Source organism: Stenotrophomonas sp. MMGLT7, assembly GCF_021168555.1.
Taxonomy (GTDB): Bacteria; Pseudomonadota; Gammaproteobacteria; order Xanthomonadales; family Xanthomonadaceae; genus MMGLT7.
Map to the genome: position 1 here is coordinate 362316 of NZ_JAJOZS010000003.1, position 19570 is coordinate 381885.

The 19570-nt window shown below is 71.7% G+C and carries 10 protein-coding genes and 1 pseudogene; 4 read left to right on the forward strand and 7 right to left on the reverse strand.

Annotation, left to right across the window (positions count from 1 at the left end):
* Positions 1-22 precede the first annotated feature (22 nt).
* From glgX to glgA, 7 genes and pseudogenes are all read right to left on the reverse strand, one after another.
* A complete protein-coding gene (gene glgX, locus LRX76_RS06345) occupies positions 23-2134 on the reverse strand; it encodes a glycogen debranching protein GlgX (protein ID WP_231803210.1) in 2112 nt (703 codons plus the stop codon).
* A gap of 42 nt (positions 2135-2176) precedes the next feature.
* Entirely contained in the window at positions 2177-2365 is a 189-nt protein-coding gene (locus LRX76_RS06350; RefSeq protein WP_231803212.1) for a DUF2934 domain-containing protein, read from the reverse strand.
* Positions 2355-4976, reverse strand: coding sequence for a malto-oligosyltrehalose synthase (gene treY / locus LRX76_RS06355; RefSeq protein WP_231803214.1), 2622 nt, complete (start codon positions 4974-4976; stop codon positions 2355-2357). Before treY ends, LRX76_RS06350 begins: the two co-directional genes overlap by 11 nt.
* The gene (locus tag LRX76_RS06360) at positions 4973-6901 is read right to left on the reverse strand and encodes a 4-alpha-glucanotransferase (RefSeq protein ID WP_231803216.1); all 1929 of its coding nucleotides are present in this window, start codon (positions 6899-6901) and stop codon (positions 4973-4975) included. Before LRX76_RS06360 ends, treY begins: the two co-directional genes overlap by 4 nt.
* A 118-nt stretch (positions 6902-7019) precedes the next feature.
* Complete coding sequence (treZ, locus tag LRX76_RS06365) at positions 7020-8801, reverse strand: malto-oligosyltrehalose trehalohydrolase (protein WP_231803217.1); 1782 nt, start codon at positions 8799-8801, stop codon at positions 7020-7022.
* Positions 8801-11032, reverse strand: a complete 2232-nt coding sequence (locus tag LRX76_RS06370; protein WP_231803219.1) for a 1,4-alpha-glucan branching enzyme — start codon at positions 11030-11032, stop codon at positions 8801-8803. Before LRX76_RS06370 ends, treZ begins: the two co-directional genes overlap by 1 nt.
* Positions 11029-12513 (reverse strand): annotated as a pseudogene (gene glgA, locus LRX76_RS06375) (glycogen synthase GlgA); the annotation flags it as partial. The pseudogene glgA and the gene LRX76_RS06370, both read right to left, overlap by 4 nt.
* Positions 12514-13449: 936 nt before the next feature.
* On the opposite strand from glgA, the gene LRX76_RS06380 reads away from it, so the two are divergent.
* The 4 genes from LRX76_RS06380 to LRX76_RS06395 all read left to right on the forward strand — a co-directional run bounded on the left by LRX76_RS06380 (position 13450) and on the right by LRX76_RS06395 (position 19465).
* Positions 13450-14799, forward strand: a complete 1350-nt coding sequence (locus tag LRX76_RS06380) for an AAA family ATPase (RefSeq protein WP_231803223.1) — start codon at positions 13450-13452, stop codon at positions 14797-14799.
* Positions 14800-14808: 9 nt separating this feature from the next.
* Positions 14809-16191: a hypothetical protein gene (locus LRX76_RS06385; RefSeq protein WP_231803225.1), complete on the forward strand. Its 1383-nt coding sequence runs from the start codon at positions 14809-14811 to the stop codon at positions 16189-16191.
* A 325-nt stretch (positions 16192-16516) separates the two neighbouring features.
* Positions 16517-17143, forward strand: coding sequence for a nicotinamidase (locus tag LRX76_RS06390; protein WP_231803227.1), 627 nt, complete (start codon positions 16517-16519; stop codon positions 17141-17143).
* A 369-nt stretch (positions 17144-17512) separates the two neighbouring features.
* The gene (locus LRX76_RS06395; protein WP_231803229.1) at positions 17513-19465 is read left to right on the forward strand and encodes a choice-of-anchor X domain-containing protein; all 1953 of its coding nucleotides are present in this window, start codon (positions 17513-17515) and stop codon (positions 19463-19465) included.
* Positions 19466-19570: the final 105 nt, after the last annotated feature.

Genomic DNA, 19570 nt, shown 5'->3' on the forward strand with positions numbered 1-19570 from the left:
TGGCGGCTGTCGCGGCCGGCCGTCAGGCGACCAGGCTCAGTAGCGCCAGCGAGCGCGGCATCGCGGTCCACTGGTGAAGGTTGTGGCCCGGGCCGTGGCCGAGGCCGGTATCCAGTTCCAGGTGCCATCCGCCGCCGTTGCCGGGCAGCTCGAACGCGACCTCGGCGATGGACGCGTTGACCAGCAGCAGCAGGGTGACGTTGCGCCCGGCGCGACGCAGGCCGCTGGTCGGCGCGCGCCCGTCCAGCCGCATCATCAGCGCCCGCGCGTGCGGGTCGTGCCAGTGCGATTCGTCCATCTCGTGCCCGTCCGGGGTCAGCCAGGTGACGTCCTTCAGGTCGAATTCCTCGTCGTAGGTCCCTTCCAGGAAGCGGTTCTGGTGCAGCATCGGGTAGCGCCGGCGCAGCGCCGTCAGCCGCCGCACGAAGGCGGCCAGGTCGCGCGCAGGCGCATGCTCGGCCGTGTCCCAGTCCAGCCACGTCAGCTCGTTGTCCTGGCAGTAGGTGTTGTTGTTGCCCTGCTGGCTGTGGCCGAACTCGTCGCCGGCCAGCAGCATCGGCGTGCCCTGGGCCAGCAGCAGCGTGGCCAGCAGGTTGCGCTGCTGGCGCTGCCGCACTTCCTCGATCTCGGCGTCGTCGGTAGGGCCCTCCACGCCGTAGTTGGCCGACAGGTTGTGGTCGCTGCCGTCGCGCCCGTCCTCGCCGTTGGCGTGGTTGTGCTTTTCCGCATAGCTGACCAGGTCGCGCAGGGTGAAGCCGTCGTGCGCGGTGACGAAGTTGACCGAGGACGAGGGCCGGCGGCCGCGGTGCGCGAACAGGTCGGCCGAGGCGGTGATGCGGGTGGCCAGGTCCGGCAGGATGCCATCGTCGCCGCGCCAGAACGCGCGCACGGTATCGCGGAAGCGGTCGTTCCACTCGGCCCATCCCGGCGGGAAGTTGCCGACCTGGTAGCCGCCGGGGCCGACGTCCCAAGGCTCGGCGATGAGCTTGCAGCCGCCGAGCATCGGGTCCTGGCGCACCGCGTCGAGGAAGCTGCAGCTGGGATCGAAGCCATGCAGCTCGCGGCCGAGGATGGTGGCCAGGTCGAAGCGGAACCCGTCCACGTGCATGTGCTGCACCCAGTAGCGCAGCGAATCGTTGACCATGCGCAGGGCGCCGGCGTTGGTCAGGTCGAAGGTGTTGCCGGTGCCAGTGTCGTTGATGTAGAAGCGGCGGTCGTCGGCCAGGCGGTAGTAGCTGGCGTTGTCGATGCCCTTGAACGAGAGCGTGGGACCGAGTTCGTTGCCCTCGGCAGTGTGGTTGTAGACCACGTCCAGGATCACTTCCAGCCCGGCGTGGTGCAGGCACGCGACCATCTGCTTGAACTCGTCCACGGTGCCGGTGGCCATGTAGCGCGGCTGCGGCGCGAAAAAGCCGATGGTGTTGTAGCCCCAGTAGTTGCGCAGCCCCTTCTCCAGCAGGTGCTGGTCGTCCAGGTAGGCGTGCACCGGCAGCAGCTCGACCGCGGTGACGCCCAGGCCGCGGATGTGCTCGACCACCTCGTCCACGCGCAGCGCGGAGAACGTGCCGCGCAGTTCCTCCGGCACCGCGGGATGGCGCATGGTCAGCCCGCGCACGTGCGCCTCGTAGATGACGGTGTCGCTCCAGGGCACCTCGGGGCTGCGGTCGCGGCCCCAGGTGAACGCGGGATCGACCACGGCGCACTTGGGCATGTAGGCGGCGCTGTCGCGGCGGTCGAAGCTGAGGTCGCGGTCCTTGTGGCCCAGGACGTAGCCGAACAGCTGCGGTCCCCAGCGCAGCTGGCCGGCGATCTGCTTGGCATACGGGTCGAGCAGCAGCTTGTTGGGATTGAAGCGGTGGCCCGCGTCGGGGGCGTACGGGCCGTGGACGCGGTAGCCGTACAGCTGGCCGGGGCGGGCGTCGGGCAGGTAGCCGTGCCAGATCTCGTCGGTGTACTCGGGCAGCGCGATGCGTTCCTGCTCGCGGCCGCGCGCATCGAACAGGCACAGTTCCACCCGGGTGGCATTGGCCGAGTACAGCGAGAAGTTGACCCCGAGCCCATCCCAGGTGGCGCCCAGCGGATAGGGGCTTCCCTCGCGGATGCGCGAGCGTCTGAGCGGTGTGCGTTGCGCCATGGGCGGGCTCTTGGTGTGGGAGGGAAAGGAAGGCCGGCGCGGCTACCGGCCGCGGTCGGGCGCCTGCGGCGCGGGGGCGTCGCCGCCTTCGCGCGCCGCCCGGATCTCGGCATCGACCAGGCGCTCGGCCATGGCCCAGTGGCGCGCGGCCTGACCATCGGGCCGGCCCTCGGCCTGCCAGATGTCGTGGGCGAGCTGTTCGATGCGTCGTCGTCTGCGTTCAGCGTCCATCGTCGTCGCCGTCCAGGCCCGGTGGAAAGTCGGTCAGGATCGCCAGCGGCCCGTGTGCAAACAGTGCAGGCAGGGTGACGGAGGCGGCAGCGGGAAGCGCGGCATCGGCCAGCACGTGGAACAGCGCGGCCTCGCGCCGCAGCGGCAGCGTCGCGCCGGCCTGCGCTGGGTGCGGATACGCGTCCGCCGCATCCGGCCCCGGCCACTGCCGCAGGGCGACGTAGAGGGTGCGTTCGCCATGCTCGCGGACGAAGCCGAGCAGCCACGGATTGCCATCGTCCAGCGCCGGCATCCACGGCCGGTAGCTGCCGTGCACGAACAGCTGCGGCACCCGCGCGCGCAGCTGCAGCAGCCGCGCGACCAGCCGCGCCTTGACCGCGCCGTCGCGCCAGCCGTGCAGCAGCGACGGCCACGGCCGCGCGTCGTCGAGCCAGCGATGGCGCTGCGGATAGTCCACCGCCTGGCGGTTGTCCGGGTCCACCAGCGAGAAGTCCCAGCCCTCGCGGCCCTGGTACAGGTCCGGCACGCCCGGCGCGGTCATCCGCAATGCGGCCTGCAGCAGCGAGTTGACCGCGCCGGCCGGTGCGATCGCCTCAGCCGCCGCGTGCAGCGTGCGGCGCAGGCCCAGCCCCTCGGCCGACAGCAGCAGCGCCTCCAGGAACGCCTGCACGCACGCCTCGTAGCCGCCGTCCGGATCGGTCCAGCTGCTGCGCAGGCGCGCCTCGCGCAGCGCCTTGAGCTGCCATTGCGCCACCCTCTCGCAGTAGCGGGCCAGCGCGGGCGCGTCGTCCGGCTGCAGCTCCAGCGGCCAGGTGCCGACCAGGGTCTGCCACAGCATCGACAGCTCGCCCGGCGCCGGCAGCGGCCGGCCCAGCGCGGCCGCGGCGGCGCATAGACGGTCCACCTCGGCGCACCACCAGCCTGCGCGCGCGGACAGCACCGCCAGCCGCGCGCGCACGTCCTCGCCGCGCTTGTGGTCGTGGGTCGCCGTGGCCAGCAGCGCGCGCGGGTGCGCCTGCAGGCGCCGCTGGCAGGCGTCATGGAAGTGCGCGGCCGGCCAGGCGAAACGGGCGGGATCGCTGCCGACCTCGTTGCGCGAGAGCAGCACCCCGTGCCGGTAGAACGCGGTGTCCTCCACCGCCTTGGCGTTGAGCGGCGCCGACAGCTGTTCCACGCGCGCGGCCGCGCGGCGCTGCAGGCGGCGGCGGTCCGCGTCCGCCACGGCATCGCGCAGCCACGATTCGAGCAGGTCGATCGCCCTGCCGATCCGGCTGCCGGCGCCGCGGCGGGCACGGGCGCAGGCGCCGGCCAGGCGCGCGGCATCGCCGGCGTCGAGCCCGTCGCGGCCGGCGTAGGTGCGATAGACCGGGAACTGCTTGAGCACCGCGTCCAGTGCCTGGCCGAGCATGTGCTCGCTGACGTCCTCGGCCGCCGGATCGCCCGCGGCGAAGGCGGCCAGGGCGCGCAGCGTGCGGGCGCGGTCGCAGTACAGCGGCCCGGCGAGCATCTGCGTGCGCGCCAGCCGCTGCTCGCGCTCGAAGTCGCCGCTGCGGCCGCTGCGCGCGCGCCACGACTCGGCCAGCGGCCCCTCGCCGGCCGGGTCGTGCAGCAGGCCGCCGACCTGGTCCATGAAGTCGTAGCCGGTGCTGCCGTCGCAGCGCCAGTCCGCGCGCAGTACCTCGTCGGCGGCGAGGATCTTCTCCACGTACAGGCCGATGCTGCCCGGCGCCAGGCCGCGTTCGCGGCCGGCCTGGTCCAGGCCTTGGCGCAGCTGGCGCAGGTAGCCGGCGGGATCGGCCAGGCCGTCGACGTGGTCCACCCGCAGCGCATCGACGTGGCCCTCGGCAACCAGCCGCAGCGGCAGCGCGTGCACTGCCGCGAACGCATCGGCATCGTCCATGCGCAGCGCCGCCAGCGCGGCGATGTCGAAGAAGCGGCGGTAGTTGAGCAGGTCGCTGCCGGCCTGCCACCACAGCGGACGGTAGTGCTGGCGAGCGACGAGCGCGCGCAGTTCGCCGCCGCCGCGCGCGGCGTCGCGATTGAGGCGCTCGGCATCGGCGCGGCGCGCGGCCGGGTCGGACGCGGGCAGCGTGTGCGCACGCAGCGGCAGCGCCAGGTCGTGGTGCAGCAGCGTCGCCGCGCCATCCGCGTCGACCCGCAGCGTCAGCACGCCGTCGGCCAATGCGCTGGCCAGCGGCCGGTCGAGCACCGGCAGCCACAGCCTGCCGTCGCAGCCGGGCGCGTCCCAGTCGATGTCGAACCAGGCCGCATGGCGGCTGTCGCGGCCGTGTTCGAGCACGTCCTTCCACCAGCGGTTGTGCGGGTGGGCGGCCATGTGGTTGGGGACGATGTCCAGGATCAGTCCCATGGCGTGGGCGCGGGCGCAGGCGGACAGCCGCAGCAGCGCCGGCTCGCCGCCCAGCTCGGGATTGACCCGGCCCGGGTCGGTGACGTCGTAGCCGTGGCTGGAGCCGGGCATGGCGCAGGCGATCGGCGACAGGTACAGGTGGCTGATGCCCAGCCGGGCGAAGTAGGACACCTGCGCGGCGGCATCGTCCAGGGTGAAGCCCGGATGCAGTTGCAGGCGAACGCTGGCGCGCAACGGGATCATGCGTCGACCTGCGCCTGGCGCGCCTGCGCGAACGCCTGCAGCGATTGCCGCAGCGTCGCCTCCGGCAGCGGCTCGGGCAGCCGCCGCCGCCAGTTGGGATGGCCGCCGACGGTGCCCGGCAGGTTGGGCTGCTCGTCCAGCGCCAGCGCGTCCTCGGCCGGCAGCAGCGCCAGCGGCGACGGCCCGCTGGCGACGAAGCGCAGCGCCTGCAGGCGGGCGTCGGCCGCGCCGGCGTCCGCGGCCAGCGCGGCCGTCGCGGCGGCATCCAGCGCCGCGCTGTCGCGCTGCCGCTGCCGCCAGGCGCTGCGCTGCTGCGCGTCGTCGCACAGTTCCAGCCGGCGCCGCCATTGCAGGTCGCGGCCCTGGCGCCAGCCCTGCAGCGTGGGCAGGTCGTGGGTGGTGGTGGTGGCCACCGCCTGGCGGCGCCATTGCGCGGGGGCGAGGAAGGCGCCGGAGCGGTCGCGGGTGAACATCAGCACGTCGATGCCGAGCACGCCGCGCCGCGCCAGCTCGGCGCGGATCCGCGGCGGCACCACGCCCAGGTCCTCGCCGATCACGATCGCGCGCTGGCGCCACGACTCCAGCGCCAGCAGGTCGAGCAGCTCGTGCAGCGGATAGTCCAGGTAGGCGCCCTCGGCGGCGCTGGCGCCCTCCGGCAGCACCCACAACCGCTGCAGGCCGAGGATGTGGTCGATGCGCACGCCGCCGCGCCCGTGCATCACCGCGCGCAGCAGCGCCAGGAATGGCGCGTAGCCGCCGGCGCGCAGGCCGTGCGGCGAGTAGCCGGCGATGCCCCAGCCCTGGCCGTCGGCGTTGAAGGCGTCGGCCGGCGCGCCCAGGGTCAGCCCGTGCATCACCGCCTGCGGCCAGGCGGCCGCCTCGCTGCCGGCCGGGTCGAAGCCCACCGCCAGGTCGGCGACCAGGCCGATGCCCAGGCCGGCCCGGCGCGCCTGCGCCTGCAGCCCCGACCAGCTGTCCGCCGCCAGCCACTGGGCGAACACGTGCAGGTCCGGATCGTGGTCGCCGAAGGCCGCCGCCGCCCAGTGCGCGTGCCGCGCCAGCGCGGCCCCGCCCTGCCGCGCGAACGCGTCGAGCGCCGGCGGCCGCTGGCCGTCGCGGACGCCGGCATGCAGCTGGCGCAGCCAGCGCCACTTGGCCTCGGCCGCGACGGGCCAGTCGATCAGCGCCTGGCCATGCAGTCCGGCCAAGCCGTCCTCCAGTCCGGCGCGGCGCAGCGCGGCCTGCGCGGCCTCCGCTCCCAGGACCTGCGCCGGCGCGGCGTGCAGCGGATCGAGGAAGCGCCGGTCGGCCGGCGAATACGGGCTGTAGCCGGCACCCGCCGGCAGCGCGGCGTGCACCGGGCTCAGCGCCAGGGCATCGCCTCCGGCGGCGGCGACCCGGCGCACCCAGTCGGCCGCGCCGGCGGCATCGCCGATGCCCGCGTCCAGCTCGCTGCGCGCCGAGTACACCTGCAGCGCCACGCCCCAGGCACGCGGATGCGGGTGCGCGATGGCGTCGGCGACGCCGAAGCAGCGCACCGGCGCCACCGCCAGGGTCCGCATGCGGCCGCCCTGTTCCAGCGCGAAGTAGCCATGCGCGGCGGGCGCGGCCAGGCGGCCCTGGTCGTCGAGCACGCCGTGCGTCGCGGCACCGTGTTCGTCCAGCAGCCGGTAGCGCTCGCCGGGGCGGCCGAGCGCACGCTTGGCACCGGTGCGCACGGTCAGCAGCGGCGGCGGCTCGCGTCCCTCGCGCAGCTGGCGCAGGCTGTCGCGGCAGGCGCCGGCGTGCGTCGCAGGCAGCCCCAGCGCCGCCAGCACCGCGCGCAGCGAGGGCGGTTGCACGCGCCGGCGGCGGCCGCCGGCATCCACCCAGTCCACCTGCACGCCGGCGGCGGCGGCCAGTTCATGCAGCGCGGCCTCGCTCATCCGCGGTCCCCGCGGGCCTGCGGCCGCTGGCGCGGCGACATCCGCGATCGGTACCGCGCCAACAGCGCCGGCCGACGGCGCGGCGCGGCACGTCCGCCGCGTGGCAACGCCCCGCCGGTCATGCCGGTCCGGCCTCGGCCAGCCGCGCCAGCAGGCCATCCGGGGGCAGTTCCAGGCCATCGGACGGCGTGCCGTCGAAGGCGATGTTCTCGCTGTACACGATCCGTCCCGGGAACGCCGGCAGCGCCACCGGCGCCGCGCCGAAGTTGACCGCCAGCTGCCAGCGGCGGCCGTCGTCCAGCCGCCAGGTGGCGACGACGGCGGCCGGCGCGAGCACCTGCGCGCCGCACGATCGCGCCCGTTCCAGCGTCGGCACCAGCACCTCGCGGCGCATCGCCAGCAGCGTGCCGAACCACTCGCGCCAGCGCGCGCCGTCGCCGGCCGCGGCATCGGCGATGTCGCAGCGGGAGGCGCGGAACGTGGCCTCGTCGTTGGGATCGGGAATGGCCGCGCGCCGCGCCGGGTCGGCGAAGGCGGAGAAATGGGCGAACTCGCGGCGGCGGCCTTCGCGCACGGCCTCGTCCAGCGGCGGCGCCAGGTCGGTGAAGAACAGGAACGGCGCGCGCGCGCCCCACGGCTCGCCCATGAAGAACAGCGGGATCATCGGCACCAGCGCGGTCAGCGCCAGCGCCGCGCGCAGCCGCGCGGGCGACACCAGCACCGCCAGCCGCTCGCCCAGGGCACGGTTGCCGACCTGGTCGTGGTTCTGCGCGAACACCACGAAGCGGTCCGGCGGCAGCGCCGCGCTGGGTTCGCCGCGGCGGCGGCCGGCGTGGTCGGCCTGGCCCTGGAAGGCGAAGCCTTCGGCCAGCACCCGCGCCAGGTGCCCGGCGGGGTCGTCGGCGAAGGCGGCGTAGTAGCCCTCGCGCTCGCCGGTCAGCAGCACGTGCAGCGCGTTGTGGTAGTCGTCGTTCCACTGCGCGGTGTAGCCGCGCTGCAGCAGCGAGGCCTGGTTGTGCTCGTTCTCCAGCACCAGGTGCACGTGCCGCCGCGGCGGCAGGGCGGAACGGATGTCCTCGCGCAGCACGTCCAGGAACGAGGCCGGCACGATCGCGTGCACCGCGTCCAGGCGCAGGCCGTCGAAGCGGTACTCGTGCAGCCACATGCGGGCGTTGGCGAGGAAGAACTCGCGCACCTGCGGCCGGCGGAAGTCGATCGCCGCCCCCCACGGCGTGGGTACGTCGTGGCGGAAGAACTGCGGTGCGCAGCGGCCGAGGTAGTTCCCGTCCGGGCCGAAATGGTTGTAGACCACGTCCAGCAGCACCATCAGCCCCAGTCCGTGCGCCTGGTCGACGAGCGCCTTGAGCTGGTCCGGATGCCCGTACGCCGACTCCGGCGCATACGGCATCACGCCGTCGTAGCCCCAGTTGCGCCGGCCCGGGAACTCGGCCAGCGGCATCAGCTCGATGGCGGTGATGCCCATCGCCGCCAGTTGCGGCAGCTGCGCGCTCACGCCGGCGTAGCCGCCGCAGGCGCCGACGTGCAGCTCGTAGATCACCGCCTCGGCCCAGGGCCGGCCCTGCCAACCGGCGTTGCGCCAGCGATGGCCGTCCGCCGGCAGCACCGCGCTGGCGCCGTGCACGTCGTCGGGCTGCCAGCGCGAGGCCGGATCGGGCATGGGCTCGCCGCCGTCGATGCGGTAGCGATAGCGGGTGCCGGCGGAGCAGTCCAGCGCCAGCGCGTGGTAGCCGTCGCCCGTCGGGCGCATGGCATGCGCGCTGCCGTCGCCGAGCAGCAGCTCCACCCGCTGCGCATCCGGCGCCCACAGTCCGAAGTCGACGCGCCCGCGCGCATCGGCCCATGCGCCCCAGCGCGGCGGTGCGGCGGCGTGCGCATCCATCAGCCGGCCGCCACCAGGTAGATCGTGGCCAGCGGCGGCAGGGTCAGCCGCAGCGACTGTGCGTGCCCGTGCATCGCCACCGGCTCGCTGGCGACGACGCCGCCGTTGCCGCTGTTGCCGCCGCCGTACAGCGCGCTGTCGGTATTGAGGATCTCGTCCCAGCGTCCGGCCCGCGGCACGCCGACGCGGTAGTCGTGGTGCGGCATCGGGGTGAGGTTGCTCACCGCCAGCAGCGGCGGCGCCTCGCCGTCGGGATCGTGGCGCACGAAGGCGAACACGCTGTTGTGGTGGTCGTCGCCGATGCTCCAGTCGAAGCTCTCGCAGCGATGCTCGGCGCGGTGCAGCGCCGGCTGCGCGCGCAAGGTGCGGTTGAGGTCGCCGACCAGCTGCGCCAGGCCCGCGTGCAGCGGCTTTTCCAGCAGCGGCCAGTCCAGCTCGGCGTCGTGGTTCCATTCGCGCCACTGCCCGAACTCGCCGCCCATGAACAGCAGCTTGGCGCCGGGGTGGGCCCACATGAAGGCCAGGTAGGCACGCAGGTTGGCGAAGCGCTGCCAGTCGCTGCCGGGCATCTTCGACAGCAGCGAGCCCTTGCCGTGCACCACCTCGTCGTGCGACAGCGGCAGCACGAAGCGCTCGGAGAACGCGTACACCAGGCCGAAGGTCATCTCGCTGTGGTGGTACTGGCGATGCACCGGGTCGCGGCCCATGTAGCTGAGGGTGTCGTGCATCCAGCCCATGTTCCACTTGTGGCTGAAGCCGAGCCCGCCGTGCATCGTGCCGGTGGTGACGCCGGGCCAGGCGGTCGATTCCTCGGCGATCACCATCACCCCGGGGAAGCGCCTGGCGACCTCGTCGTTGAGCCGGCGCACGAACGCCACCGCCTGCAGGTTCTCGCGGCCGCCATGTTCGTTGGGCAGCCACTCGCCCTCGCCTCGGCTGTAGTCGCGGTACAGCATCGAGGCCACCGCATCCACGCGCAGGCCGTCGACGTGGAAGCGTTCGAGCCACTCCAGCGCGCTGCCGACCAGGTAGGCCAGCACCTCGTGGCGGCCGTAGTTGTAGATCAGCGTGTGCCAGTCGCGGTGGAAGCCCTCGCGCGGGTCGGCATGCTCGTACAGCGCGGTGCCGTCGAAGCGCTGCAGGCCGTGCTCGTCGCCGGGAAAGTGCGCGCTCACCCAGTCCACGATCACGCCGATGCCGGCGCGGTGGCAGCTGTCGACGAAGCGCGCGAAGGCCTCCGGCGCGCCGTGGCGGGCGGTCGGCGCGTACATGCCCAGCGGCTGGTAGCCCCAGGAGCCGCCGAACGGGTACTCGCTCACCGGCAGCAGCTCGATATGGGTGAATCCCATCGACTGCACGTAGGGCACCAGCTGCGCCGCCAGCCGGTCCCAGTCCAGCGGCTGGCCGTGCTCGTCGTGGCGCCAGCTGCCGGCGTGCACCTCGTAGATCGACAGCGGCGCCTGGCCGTGCCCGGCGCGCGCGGCCATCCAGGCATCGTCGTGCCAGGGCAGCGGCGCCTGGTCGGCCACGATCGAGGCGGTGGCCGGCGGCAGCTCGCAGCGGCGCGCCAGCGGGTCGGCCTTGTGCGGCAGCCGGGTGCCATCGGCGGCGACGATCTCGTACTTGTAGCGGCTGCCGGCGGCCACCTGCGGCAGGAAGATCTCCCACACCCCGGCGGCATGGCGCAGCCGCATCGGATGGCGGCGCCCGTCCCAGCCGTTGAAGTCGCCGACCACCGACACCCGCTGCGCGTTCGGCGCCCACACCGCGAAGCGCACCCCTTCCACGCCCTCGTGCGTCTGCCGCTGCGCACCCAGCACCTGGCGCAGCACCCAGCCGTCGCCGGCCATGATCGCGTGCAGCCGTTCCTCGGCGATCAGGGTGCCGAAGGCGTAGGGATCGGCCGTCTCGACGAGCTGCCGCGGCCACTGGATCCGCAGCCGGTAGCGCGCCTCGCGCTCCAGCGTTCCCTGGAACAGGCCCTGGCCGAGATCGCGCATGGCCGCCAGCGGGCGCCCGGCGGCGTCCACCATCTCCACCGACAGCGCGCCCGGGAGCAGGGCGCGCACCGTCACCCCGCCATCGGCGTGGCGATGCGGGCCCAGCCAGGCGAAGGCATCGGCCGGCTCGCCGCGCAGCAGCGCCTGCAAGGGCTCCGGCAGTGCCGCCGGCGCGGCCGCGGCGGTGGGATCGGGCGCGGGCCGGGAGGAGGTCGCCGTGGCCTCGTTCATGCGCCGACCATGTCGGCCGGCGCCGTGCTTTCGTACAGCGCCAGGTACTTGCTGCCGGCCGCGTCCCAGCCGCTGGGACACAGCATGGCCGCGCGCCGCATCGCCCCCAGCAGTCCCGGCAGGCGGAAGGTGCGGAAGGCGCGCAGCACGCAGCGGCGCAGCGCGTCGGCATTGGCGCCCTGGAACAGGAAGCCGGTGACGCCGTCGTCCACCGTGTCGATCAGCCCGCCGGTGGCATGGGCGATCGGCAGGCAGCCGAAGCGCTGGGCATACATCTGGCTCAGGCCGCACGGTTCGAAGCGCGAGGGCATCAGCAGGAAGTCGGCGCCGGCGAACATGCGCCGCGCCAGCGCCTCGTCGAAGCCGATATGGGCGCCGACGTGGCCCGGATAGCGGCGCGCGAGCGCCTCGACCTGGCGTTCGATCTGCGGCTCGCCGCCGCCGATCACCACGATCTGGCCGCCGGCGGCCACGATCTGCGGCGCCACCTCGCAGGTCAGGTCCACGCCCTTCTGGTGCACCAGCCGCGACACCACCGCGAACAGCGGCCCGCGCGTGTCCGGCAGGCCGAACTCGCGCCGCACCTGGCGCGCGTTGTCACCGCGCCCCTGCCACTGGTTGACGTCGAAGTGCGCCTGCAGGTGCAGGTCGGTGCGCGGGTCCCAGCTGTCGTCGATGCCGTTGACGATGCCGCTGAGGCGGCCGCTGGCCGCGCGCAGGGCGAGCAGGTCGTCGAGCCCGCAGCCGTGGCCGGCCGCGGTGATCTGGTGCGCATAGCTGATGCTCACCGTGTTGACGTGGTCGGCATGGACGATGCCGGCGCGCAGGAACGACATCTGGCCGTAGAACTCAAGATCGTCCAGCCCCGCCCCGGGGATGCCCAGCGCCGGCGCCAGCGCGTGCGGGAACAATCCCTGGTAGGCCAGGTTGTGGATGGTCAGCAGGCACGGCGTATGCCCGCCGGACCAGCGCACGTAGGCGGCCGCCAGCGCGCACGGCCAGTCGTTGAGGTGCAGCAGCTGCGGCTGCCAGTCCAGGCCGGCCTGGCCGGCGGCGATCTGCGCCGCGGCATGCGACAGCGTGGCGAAGCGGATGGCGTTGTCCTGCCACTCCTGGCCGCTGGCATCGACGTACGGCGTGCCCTCGCGCTGGTACAGCGCCGGGCACAGCAGCACGTACACCGGCAGCCCGTCGCCCTGCTCCATCTGCGCGATGTCGCACGCCGGCAGCGACGCATGGGCCAGCACCCGGCCGACCACCTGCAGCCGCCCGCCGCGAGCGAGCACCGCCGGATAGCCGGGGATCAGCACGCGCACGTCGTAGCGGCGGCGCAGCGCGCGCGGCAGCGCGGCGGCCACGTCGCCCAGGCCTCCGGCCTTGATGAAGTCGCTCATCTCCGGCACCACGAACAGCGAACTGCGGCGCCGGGCATCGACCCGGATCGGCTGGGCATGGCGCACGAAACGGCCGCGCGCGTCCCGCCGCGGCGTGCGTGGGTCGGAATCCGCGGTCGCCGCGGCGACGGGCGCAGCGGATGCCGGGGAAGTGGAGACAAGCTGGACTGACATTCCCGTCACCCTGTTCGAAGAGTCGGCAAACCGCGTGTGGGCAGACCAGCGTGGCAGCGGATACCGTCCCGATCCCGAATCTAGCGGGGCGACCATAAAAGGGATTTGAAAAAAGCATATCGCCGTGCACGCGGCGATGAATCATTCAGCGGTGGCCGGCAGGCGCCCCGCAGGTCCAATCTGACAGGTCGCTGCTGTGCGTCCCCTGGAGCGGTGCACGGTGACCGGGAACGCATTGGCCGGCGCCTCCACGTCGCCAATGCGAAAACGCCCGCCCGCGCCCAGGTCGTGGGAGCCGGCATCGGCCACCAACAGCCGTGTGCCGGTACAGCGGCCGGGTTCGGCGTTGGCCCGCACCAGCCATTCGCCGTCGCAGACGATTGCGACCCGGCGCCAGCCACAGGGGATTGTGGACGGCCGCCGGTGCTGTCGCGGCCAACGGCGATGCGTCGGCGGCGTCGAGGCGCTGCCCGGCCACCCTTTCGCTGGCGGCGGGCCTGGGTGAGGCAGCGGCTGCCATCGGCACCGGCGTTCGTGCCTGCAGCCTCACCTCCGCCTTGCCTTCGGTAAGGACGACTTCCGCGTCGAGGCTGCCGCGCAGGTGCACGTTGAACATTGGTGCCGACTGCGAGTGGCGCCGTGCCTCCACAATGGTGTTGATGTTGAGCTGCACCATCGAGCCGTCGGCCAGCGTGCCGCTGCACTGCTGCCCCACGGCTGGAAGATGTATCCACGTCCAGGCCTTCGAAGGCTGGCCGCACTGCCATGAGTCGTGCGGGCGAGTGTGGCGGCGGCGTCAGGCATCCTTATAGAATCCTGGCAACGCAAGGCGCCATATCGGGGAAATACATGGGATTCCCGCTTCCGCACCAGCTCATCCTGTTCGGCCCGCCGGGCACCAGCAAAAGTCATCTGGCTCGCACTGAAAAGGCCGATCGACTGCGGGCCGCTGGAGCAAACATGGTGCCGGTCACTTTCCACCCTGATTACAACTATGGGGAATTCGTTGCCCGACTGCTTCCGCTGACACGTGATGGCCGCATCAGCTACGACGTTCACGCTGGCCCATTCATTCGCGCGCTGGCCCTCGCTTATATCCACCTCTCGCAGCAAGAATCGGAGCAGGACGTCGGCAACGTGCTGCTTCTGATCGATGAAATCAATCGTGGCAACTGCGCGGAGATCTTCGGCGATATCTTCCAGCTTCTGGACCGAACGGATGAGGGATGGTCGAGCTACGACATCAGCGCATCGGAATTGACTCTGGTGGCACTGCGCGCGGAAATCGAAAGGTCATCAGGCCAACCGCCGCCGCGGGTAAGGACGATGCTCGACGACCGACGGCTGAAGCTTCCGCCCAACCTGTTCCTCATCGGCACGATGAACACCAGCGACGAGTCCGTCTTCTTCATGGACTCGGCATTCAAGCGGCGCTGGAATTTCGAGTTCCGCTCGGTGGGATTCGATGACGTTCCGGCATCGCAACGCCTGGCAGCGGTCACGCAGGAGCCATACCGCAGCTGGTCCACCCTTGTCGATGCGTTGAACGCCTTCATCCTGGCGGAATGCCCTTCGCCGAACCTGGACGACAAGCTGATCGGCCCCTGGTTCATCAAGGCCAGAGCCATCGACGGGCAAACGCTGTCCGCCAAGTTCGAAAAGGAACTGGAGAAACTGAAGCAGCTCGCAGCCGGGGCTTCCAAGTTGTTCCAGGGTGCCGAGAACAGCGAAGCCTTCGAGCGGGCACTGCTCGACTTTGCCGACAACTCGGCGACTGCGTTCCGGAAGCGAATCCTCGAATATGCCCGCTACGACCCCGATGGCGAGCGAAAGCTAAAAGCCATCGCGTACAACAAGCCCTCCCTGTACTACTTGTCTCGCCATGCGAAAAAACATGAGCCGCCCAAAGATGGGACCATGCTCATCGAGGACTTCGTCGACGGGCTAGGCAAGCTCTATGCGGAAAAGTCCACACATACGATCGATCACGGCGATATCGTGGGGAAGCTCTTCCTTTACCTCTGGGACAATGTTTTCGAACGGGACAAATCCCCCCTGGCAAGGAAGCTGGATCTGCCTGGCGAAGACCTGAGAACCTTTAGCCAGTTCGTGGAAAGAGCCGAGACATTCATCGAGCGGCTGTGCCCTACCGCGCAATCCAGTGAGGCAGACAGGCCGGCATCCGTTAGACCCGCGTAGGAAGCCCTCATGCTGGTGCACGACGTGGTGGTGGAAGAAGACGGCGAGCACGCAGTCGGCCTGTTCGTGCGAAGCGATGGCCGCTGCGTACTGAATGTACCGATCGGCATGAGCGACATGGACCCTTCTCATGCATTGGCACTGCTCTACAAGAGCTTCGCGGTGTTTCGGCGAACGCGACGCTCGAACGAGAGACTGGCAGCACTCGACGGAATCGAACGCTGGCCCCGTGGAGGGCTTGACCGCGGCGAGGGCGGCACCTCGTTCTGCGACGCCATGGGCCTGGACGAGTTGTTCGACCGGGGCGATCCTCTGCATCTGCTCTCGCTGTGCAAGCGACGGGTCCTGCAATCACGCAACGTGCATCGGCAACTCGAACGGCATCTGCATCTGGCGCTCTTCGACGACGACGCGGTGCCCTATCTCGACCGCGTGCATGGGCCACACCGGGAGATTCGCCATGGCACGTCCGATATCGTGGACCTGTACTGCTTCGTAGCCGAGGATTTCTACCGGAACTTCCTCGATGTCGATCCCGCGAATGTGTGGGGGAGCTTTTCGCGCGAAGCGGTGGCGCTATCTGCGAACTTCAGGCGCCGTTACCTGACCTCCGGCGATTCGCTGTTCGTTGCGGACAGGCAGGAAAGCGAACGTACGCGCCGGCAGCTGCAGCATCTTCTTCACAGGATCGACCGTAACACCCCCATGCGCAGCCTCCACTACCGGATGCTGTACGACGCCCTGGATCGGTACTTGCACGCAGGCCACGCCAGCGCGCGTCGCGAAGGGCAGATATGGGGCGTACGCGACTTCTGGGCGGTATGGGAATCGATTTGCCTGTATCACGCCGCCGTGGGCGCAGATGGCGAGGACTTGGACAGCTTTCTGACCTGCGATTTCGAGCATCTTCCACCGGGCCTGGCGGAACCTGCGCTGGAGAAACGCTGGCGGGAAAGGCGCCAAGCCCTGTTCGCCCGCAATGGAATCCAGCGCCGTCCCGACCTGGTGCAGGCCAGCGAAACACGCGTGAGGGTAGTCGATTTCAAGTACTACCGCGATCCTCCGATGCGGCGCCCCAGGTGGACCGACGATGCATTGCTGCAAAAGCGCGAGCGCGACTTCCTGAACATGGAGGTCTACGGCCTGTTGATGCACAATCACCTGCTGCGCGAGCCAGGCCAGGACAGCCGGGAGATTGCGCTGGAGTTCTGGGTGCCTGGGACTTGCGCAAGCCACACCCCACTTGTGGACGAACCGGGCTGGGAGCCGTCGCTATCGATCATCACTCTTTCAACAGCCCAGGTGATCGAGAGATATAGCCGGCTATATGTGCACGTGGCGAGCGACACCGTAGAACAGAGTGCGTATCGGCCCAGGCCCGAAACGCCATGAAGCGATCACACCGTCCCGGATAGGGAGAGCGGCAAGCCGGCGCCGCGGATGCGGCCTCCCCCCGGCAGTCGTCGTATCGGCGCACCACAATGGGCGGTCAGGTGCTGCTCCGGATCGAGACGATCCGTGATATCGGGCGTCATGCACATGCAGGTCCCGCCCTTGTCCCAGGGCGCGGCGCCGTTGCGGGCTATCCTCCCTGGACGCATCCGAGGACGAACTCGCCAAGGTCGAGCACATGGACCGGTTCCGTGTGTCTCCTGCACTGATTCCGGCTTTGCATGAGCCGCTAGACTTGCCGACATCTCCAGACCGGTCCATCGCCATGAACCCGTACCCCGACGACACCGCGCTGATCGTGGTCGACCTGCAGCCGGATTTCATGCCCGGCGGCGCCCTGCCCTGCGCCGATGGCGATGCCATCGTGGCCGACATCGATGCGCTGCTGCGCGCGCGCCGCTACCGCACCGTGGTCGCCACCCAGGACTGGCACCCGCCCACGCATGCCTCCTTCGCCAGCCAGCATCCGGGGCAGGCGCCGTTCTCCCAGGTGCTGCTGCACGGGCAGCCGCAGACGCTGTGGCCGGACCACTGCGTGCAGGGAACCGCGGGCGCGGCGCTGGACCCGCGGGTTGACTGGACGCCGGCCGACCTGGTGCTGCGCAAGGGCACCGACGCGCAGGTCGACTCCTACAGCGCGTTCCGCGGCAACCACGGCCCCGGCGGCAACCGGCCGCCGACCGGGCTGGCCGGCTGGCTGCGCGAGCGCGGCATCGTCGAGGTCCACGTCTGCGGGCTGGCGCGCGACTACTGCGTGCTGTGGACGGCGCAGGACGCGGCCGCGGCCGGCCTGCGCGTGCGCTTCCTGTGGCAGCTGACGCGGCCGGTGTCGGCCGAAGGCGACGCGCCCACGCGCGCGGCGCTGGCCGAGGCCGGGATCGCCATCGGCTGAGGGGAGGTTCTTCGCCGCGTCCCCGGGCGTCCCCGGGTGCAGGCGGTCCCGCGCGGCCGACGTGCGCGGTGTCCGGCCGCGCGTACCGCGGGGCGTGCCCCCGACCTGCGTCTTACCGGGATCGGTGAAGAGCCGGCTGCTCACGCTGCCGCGGCGCACCGCGGCAAGTGATCGCGGTCACGCAACTCGGCATTGCCGCGCGCGCCGGTGCGCGCTGCGTCACAGCCGCGGCAGCGTGTCACGGCACTGCCGCGGCGGCACGCTATAACCACCGGTGCCGCGACAGGGGGGTCATCGTCGCCGGGCCGGTCGGCCGCGCGCGAGCGCGCCATGCCGGTCCGCATCCGCCATGCAATGGAGAATGCCGCCATGCCGAAGCCGTCGCTGTTGCTTCTCGCCGTATGCCTGTCCGTCCCCGCCGTCCACGCCGCCGAGCTGGTGCCCAAGCAGCTGGCCGGCCCGCCCGGGGAGTTCGCGCAGATGCGCGCACCGGACCCGGCCCAGGCCGCGGTGATGTCCAAGAGCGCGCTGCTGCCGGTGGAACTGGCGCCGCAGGCCGGCGGTGCCGGCTGGCAGGGCACGCTGCCGGCGGAGAACGGCCGGCTGCGCTTCCTGGTGCTGCCCGGCGAGGGCGCCTGGGATGCCGCGGTCGCCGCCCCCGGCCTGGCCGCGACCGCCGCCACCGCGCCGGTGCGGCTGCAGCCGCAGGCCGCCAGCCTGGGCAGCGGCCAGGCGCTCGCGCAGGGACAGCGCTACGAGATCGATGCCGCCCCCGGCGAATGGACGCTGACGCTGCGCTCGGCCACGCCGCAGGCGCAACGCGGCTACGTGCTGCTGGAGGGCGATGCCGCCACGCGGCTGGCCGCCTACCCGCGCCAGCGCCGGCAGCAGCTCGGCCAGCCGCAGGTGCTCAATGCAATGCTCGCCGGCACCGATGCGGCCGGCGCCTCGGCCCTGGGCCGCGCCGCCGGCCGCATCGAACGCGCGCAGCTGCGGGTGATCGCCCCGGACGGCCGCATCACCACCGCGGCAATGGCCGACGACGGCCGCCATGACGACGGCAGCGACGGCGACGGCGTGTTCGGCGGCAGCTTCGTGCCCGACGCGTCCGGCACCTGGATCGCGCAGGTGGTCGTGCATGGGCGCGACCCGGCCGGCGCGGCCTTCGTGCGTACCAGCGAGCATGTGCTGCCGGTGCTCGACGCCACGCTGGAACTGGCCAGCGGCACCGTCGGCGCCGAGGCGGCCGACGGCACCCGGCTGTCGCTGCCGCTGCGGATCGCCGCCCGCGGTGCGGACGCGCCGTCGCACTACCGCGTCATCGCCGAGCTGTGGGGGACCGCTGCCGACGGCGCCGAGGTGCCGGTGGCCTGGGTCGGCGGCATGGTGGCGCCGGTGCAGGGGCGCCTGCCGCTGGGCCTGGACGAGCGCTGGATCGCCCGCGCCGGTGCGCGTGCACCGTTCACCCTGCGCCGCCTGCGCATCGAGGACCCGGACCACTTCATCCCGCTGGCGGAGGCCGCGACGGTGCCGCTGGCGCTGCCGGCGCTGCGCCGCAGCACCCTGGCACGCACCGACCTGGCGCGGATCGACGACGAGATGCGCATGGGTCCGCGGCCGGCCGCGCTGATGCGGGCGGCCACCGACGCGCAGGCGCAGGCCACCGGTTCGCAGCTGCTGCTGGTGCACGGCTACTGCTCCGGCGGGGTGTGGCCGCAGGCGCAGTTCAGCAATGCCTCCAGTTTCCTGGACACCAACCAGAACCGCAGCAACGACCAGTTCGCGCAGCGGCTGGCGCAGTTCGGCAGCCAGTGGAACTCGTTCGGCACCGTCGCCCACAGCCAGGGCGGCATGGCCGCACTGCACCTGTACAGCTACTACTGGAGCGGGCTGGACAATGCCAGCGGCAGCCGCCTGCTGCAATCGGTGGGAACGCCCTACCAGGGCACCAACCTGGCCGGCATCCTGGCCACGGTGGGATCGTGGTTCGGCATCGCCTGCGGCAGCAACAGCGACATGACCTACAGCGGCGCCCAGGCGTGGCTGGCGGGCATCCCGGCCTCGGCGCGGGCCAAGGTCAACTACTACACGACCTCCTTCGCCAAGACCAACTGGTACACCAACGACTACTGCAACGCCGCTTCCGACCTGGTGCTGGACGACCCCGAGGACGGCACCGTGGAGCAGGTGGAGGCGCAGCTGCCCGGCGGGATCAACCGCGGCCACACCACCGGGCAATGCCACACCACCGGCATGCGCGATCCGGCGCAGTACCTGGACAGCAGCCGCAACGCGACGATGAACGCCAACGCCGCGCGCTGAGCGCGTGCCGCGGCGGCTTTCCCAGACGCCGAGCAATCGGCGACCTGATGCGGAAGCGGCTCAAGCCGCGATGCTTTCCGGAACGGTATGTCCAAGAGCATCGCG

What these genes read in the sequence shown, in the direction of transcription:
- LRX76_RS06370 (WP_231803219.1), bottom strand. Translation starts at nt 11,032, where the DNA reads ATGAACGAGGCCACGGCGACCTCCTCCCGGCCCGCGCCCGATCCCACC.
- treY (WP_231803214.1), bottom strand. Translation starts at nt 4,976, where the DNA reads ATGATCCCGTTGCGCGCCAGCGTTCGCCTGCAACTGCATCCGGGCTTC.
- LRX76_RS06390 (WP_231803227.1), top strand. Translation starts at nt 16,517, where the DNA reads ATGAACCCGTACCCCGACGACACCGCGCTGATCGTGGTCGACCTGCAG.
- LRX76_RS06360 (WP_231803216.1), bottom strand. Translation starts at nt 6,901, where the DNA reads ATGAGCGAGGCCGCGCTGCATGAACTGGCCGCCGCCGCCGGCGTGCAG.
- LRX76_RS06380 (WP_231803223.1), top strand. Translation starts at nt 13,450, where the DNA reads ATGGGATTCCCGCTTCCGCACCAGCTCATCCTGTTCGGCCCGCCGGGC.
- LRX76_RS06395 (WP_231803229.1), top strand. Translation starts at nt 17,513, where the DNA reads ATGCCGAAGCCGTCGCTGTTGCTTCTCGCCGTATGCCTGTCCGTCCCC.
- treZ (WP_231803217.1), bottom strand. Translation starts at nt 8,801, where the DNA reads ATGGATGCGCACGCCGCCGCACCGCCGCGCTGGGGCGCATGGGCCGAT.
- glgX (WP_231803210.1), bottom strand. Translation starts at nt 2,134, where the DNA reads ATGGCGCAACGCACACCGCTCAGACGCTCGCGCATCCGCGAGGGAAGC.
- LRX76_RS06350 (WP_231803212.1), bottom strand. Translation starts at nt 2,365, where the DNA reads ATGGACGCTGAACGCAGACGACGACGCATCGAACAGCTCGCCCACGAC.
- LRX76_RS06385 (WP_231803225.1), top strand. Translation starts at nt 14,809, where the DNA reads ATGCTGGTGCACGACGTGGTGGTGGAAGAAGACGGCGAGCACGCAGTC.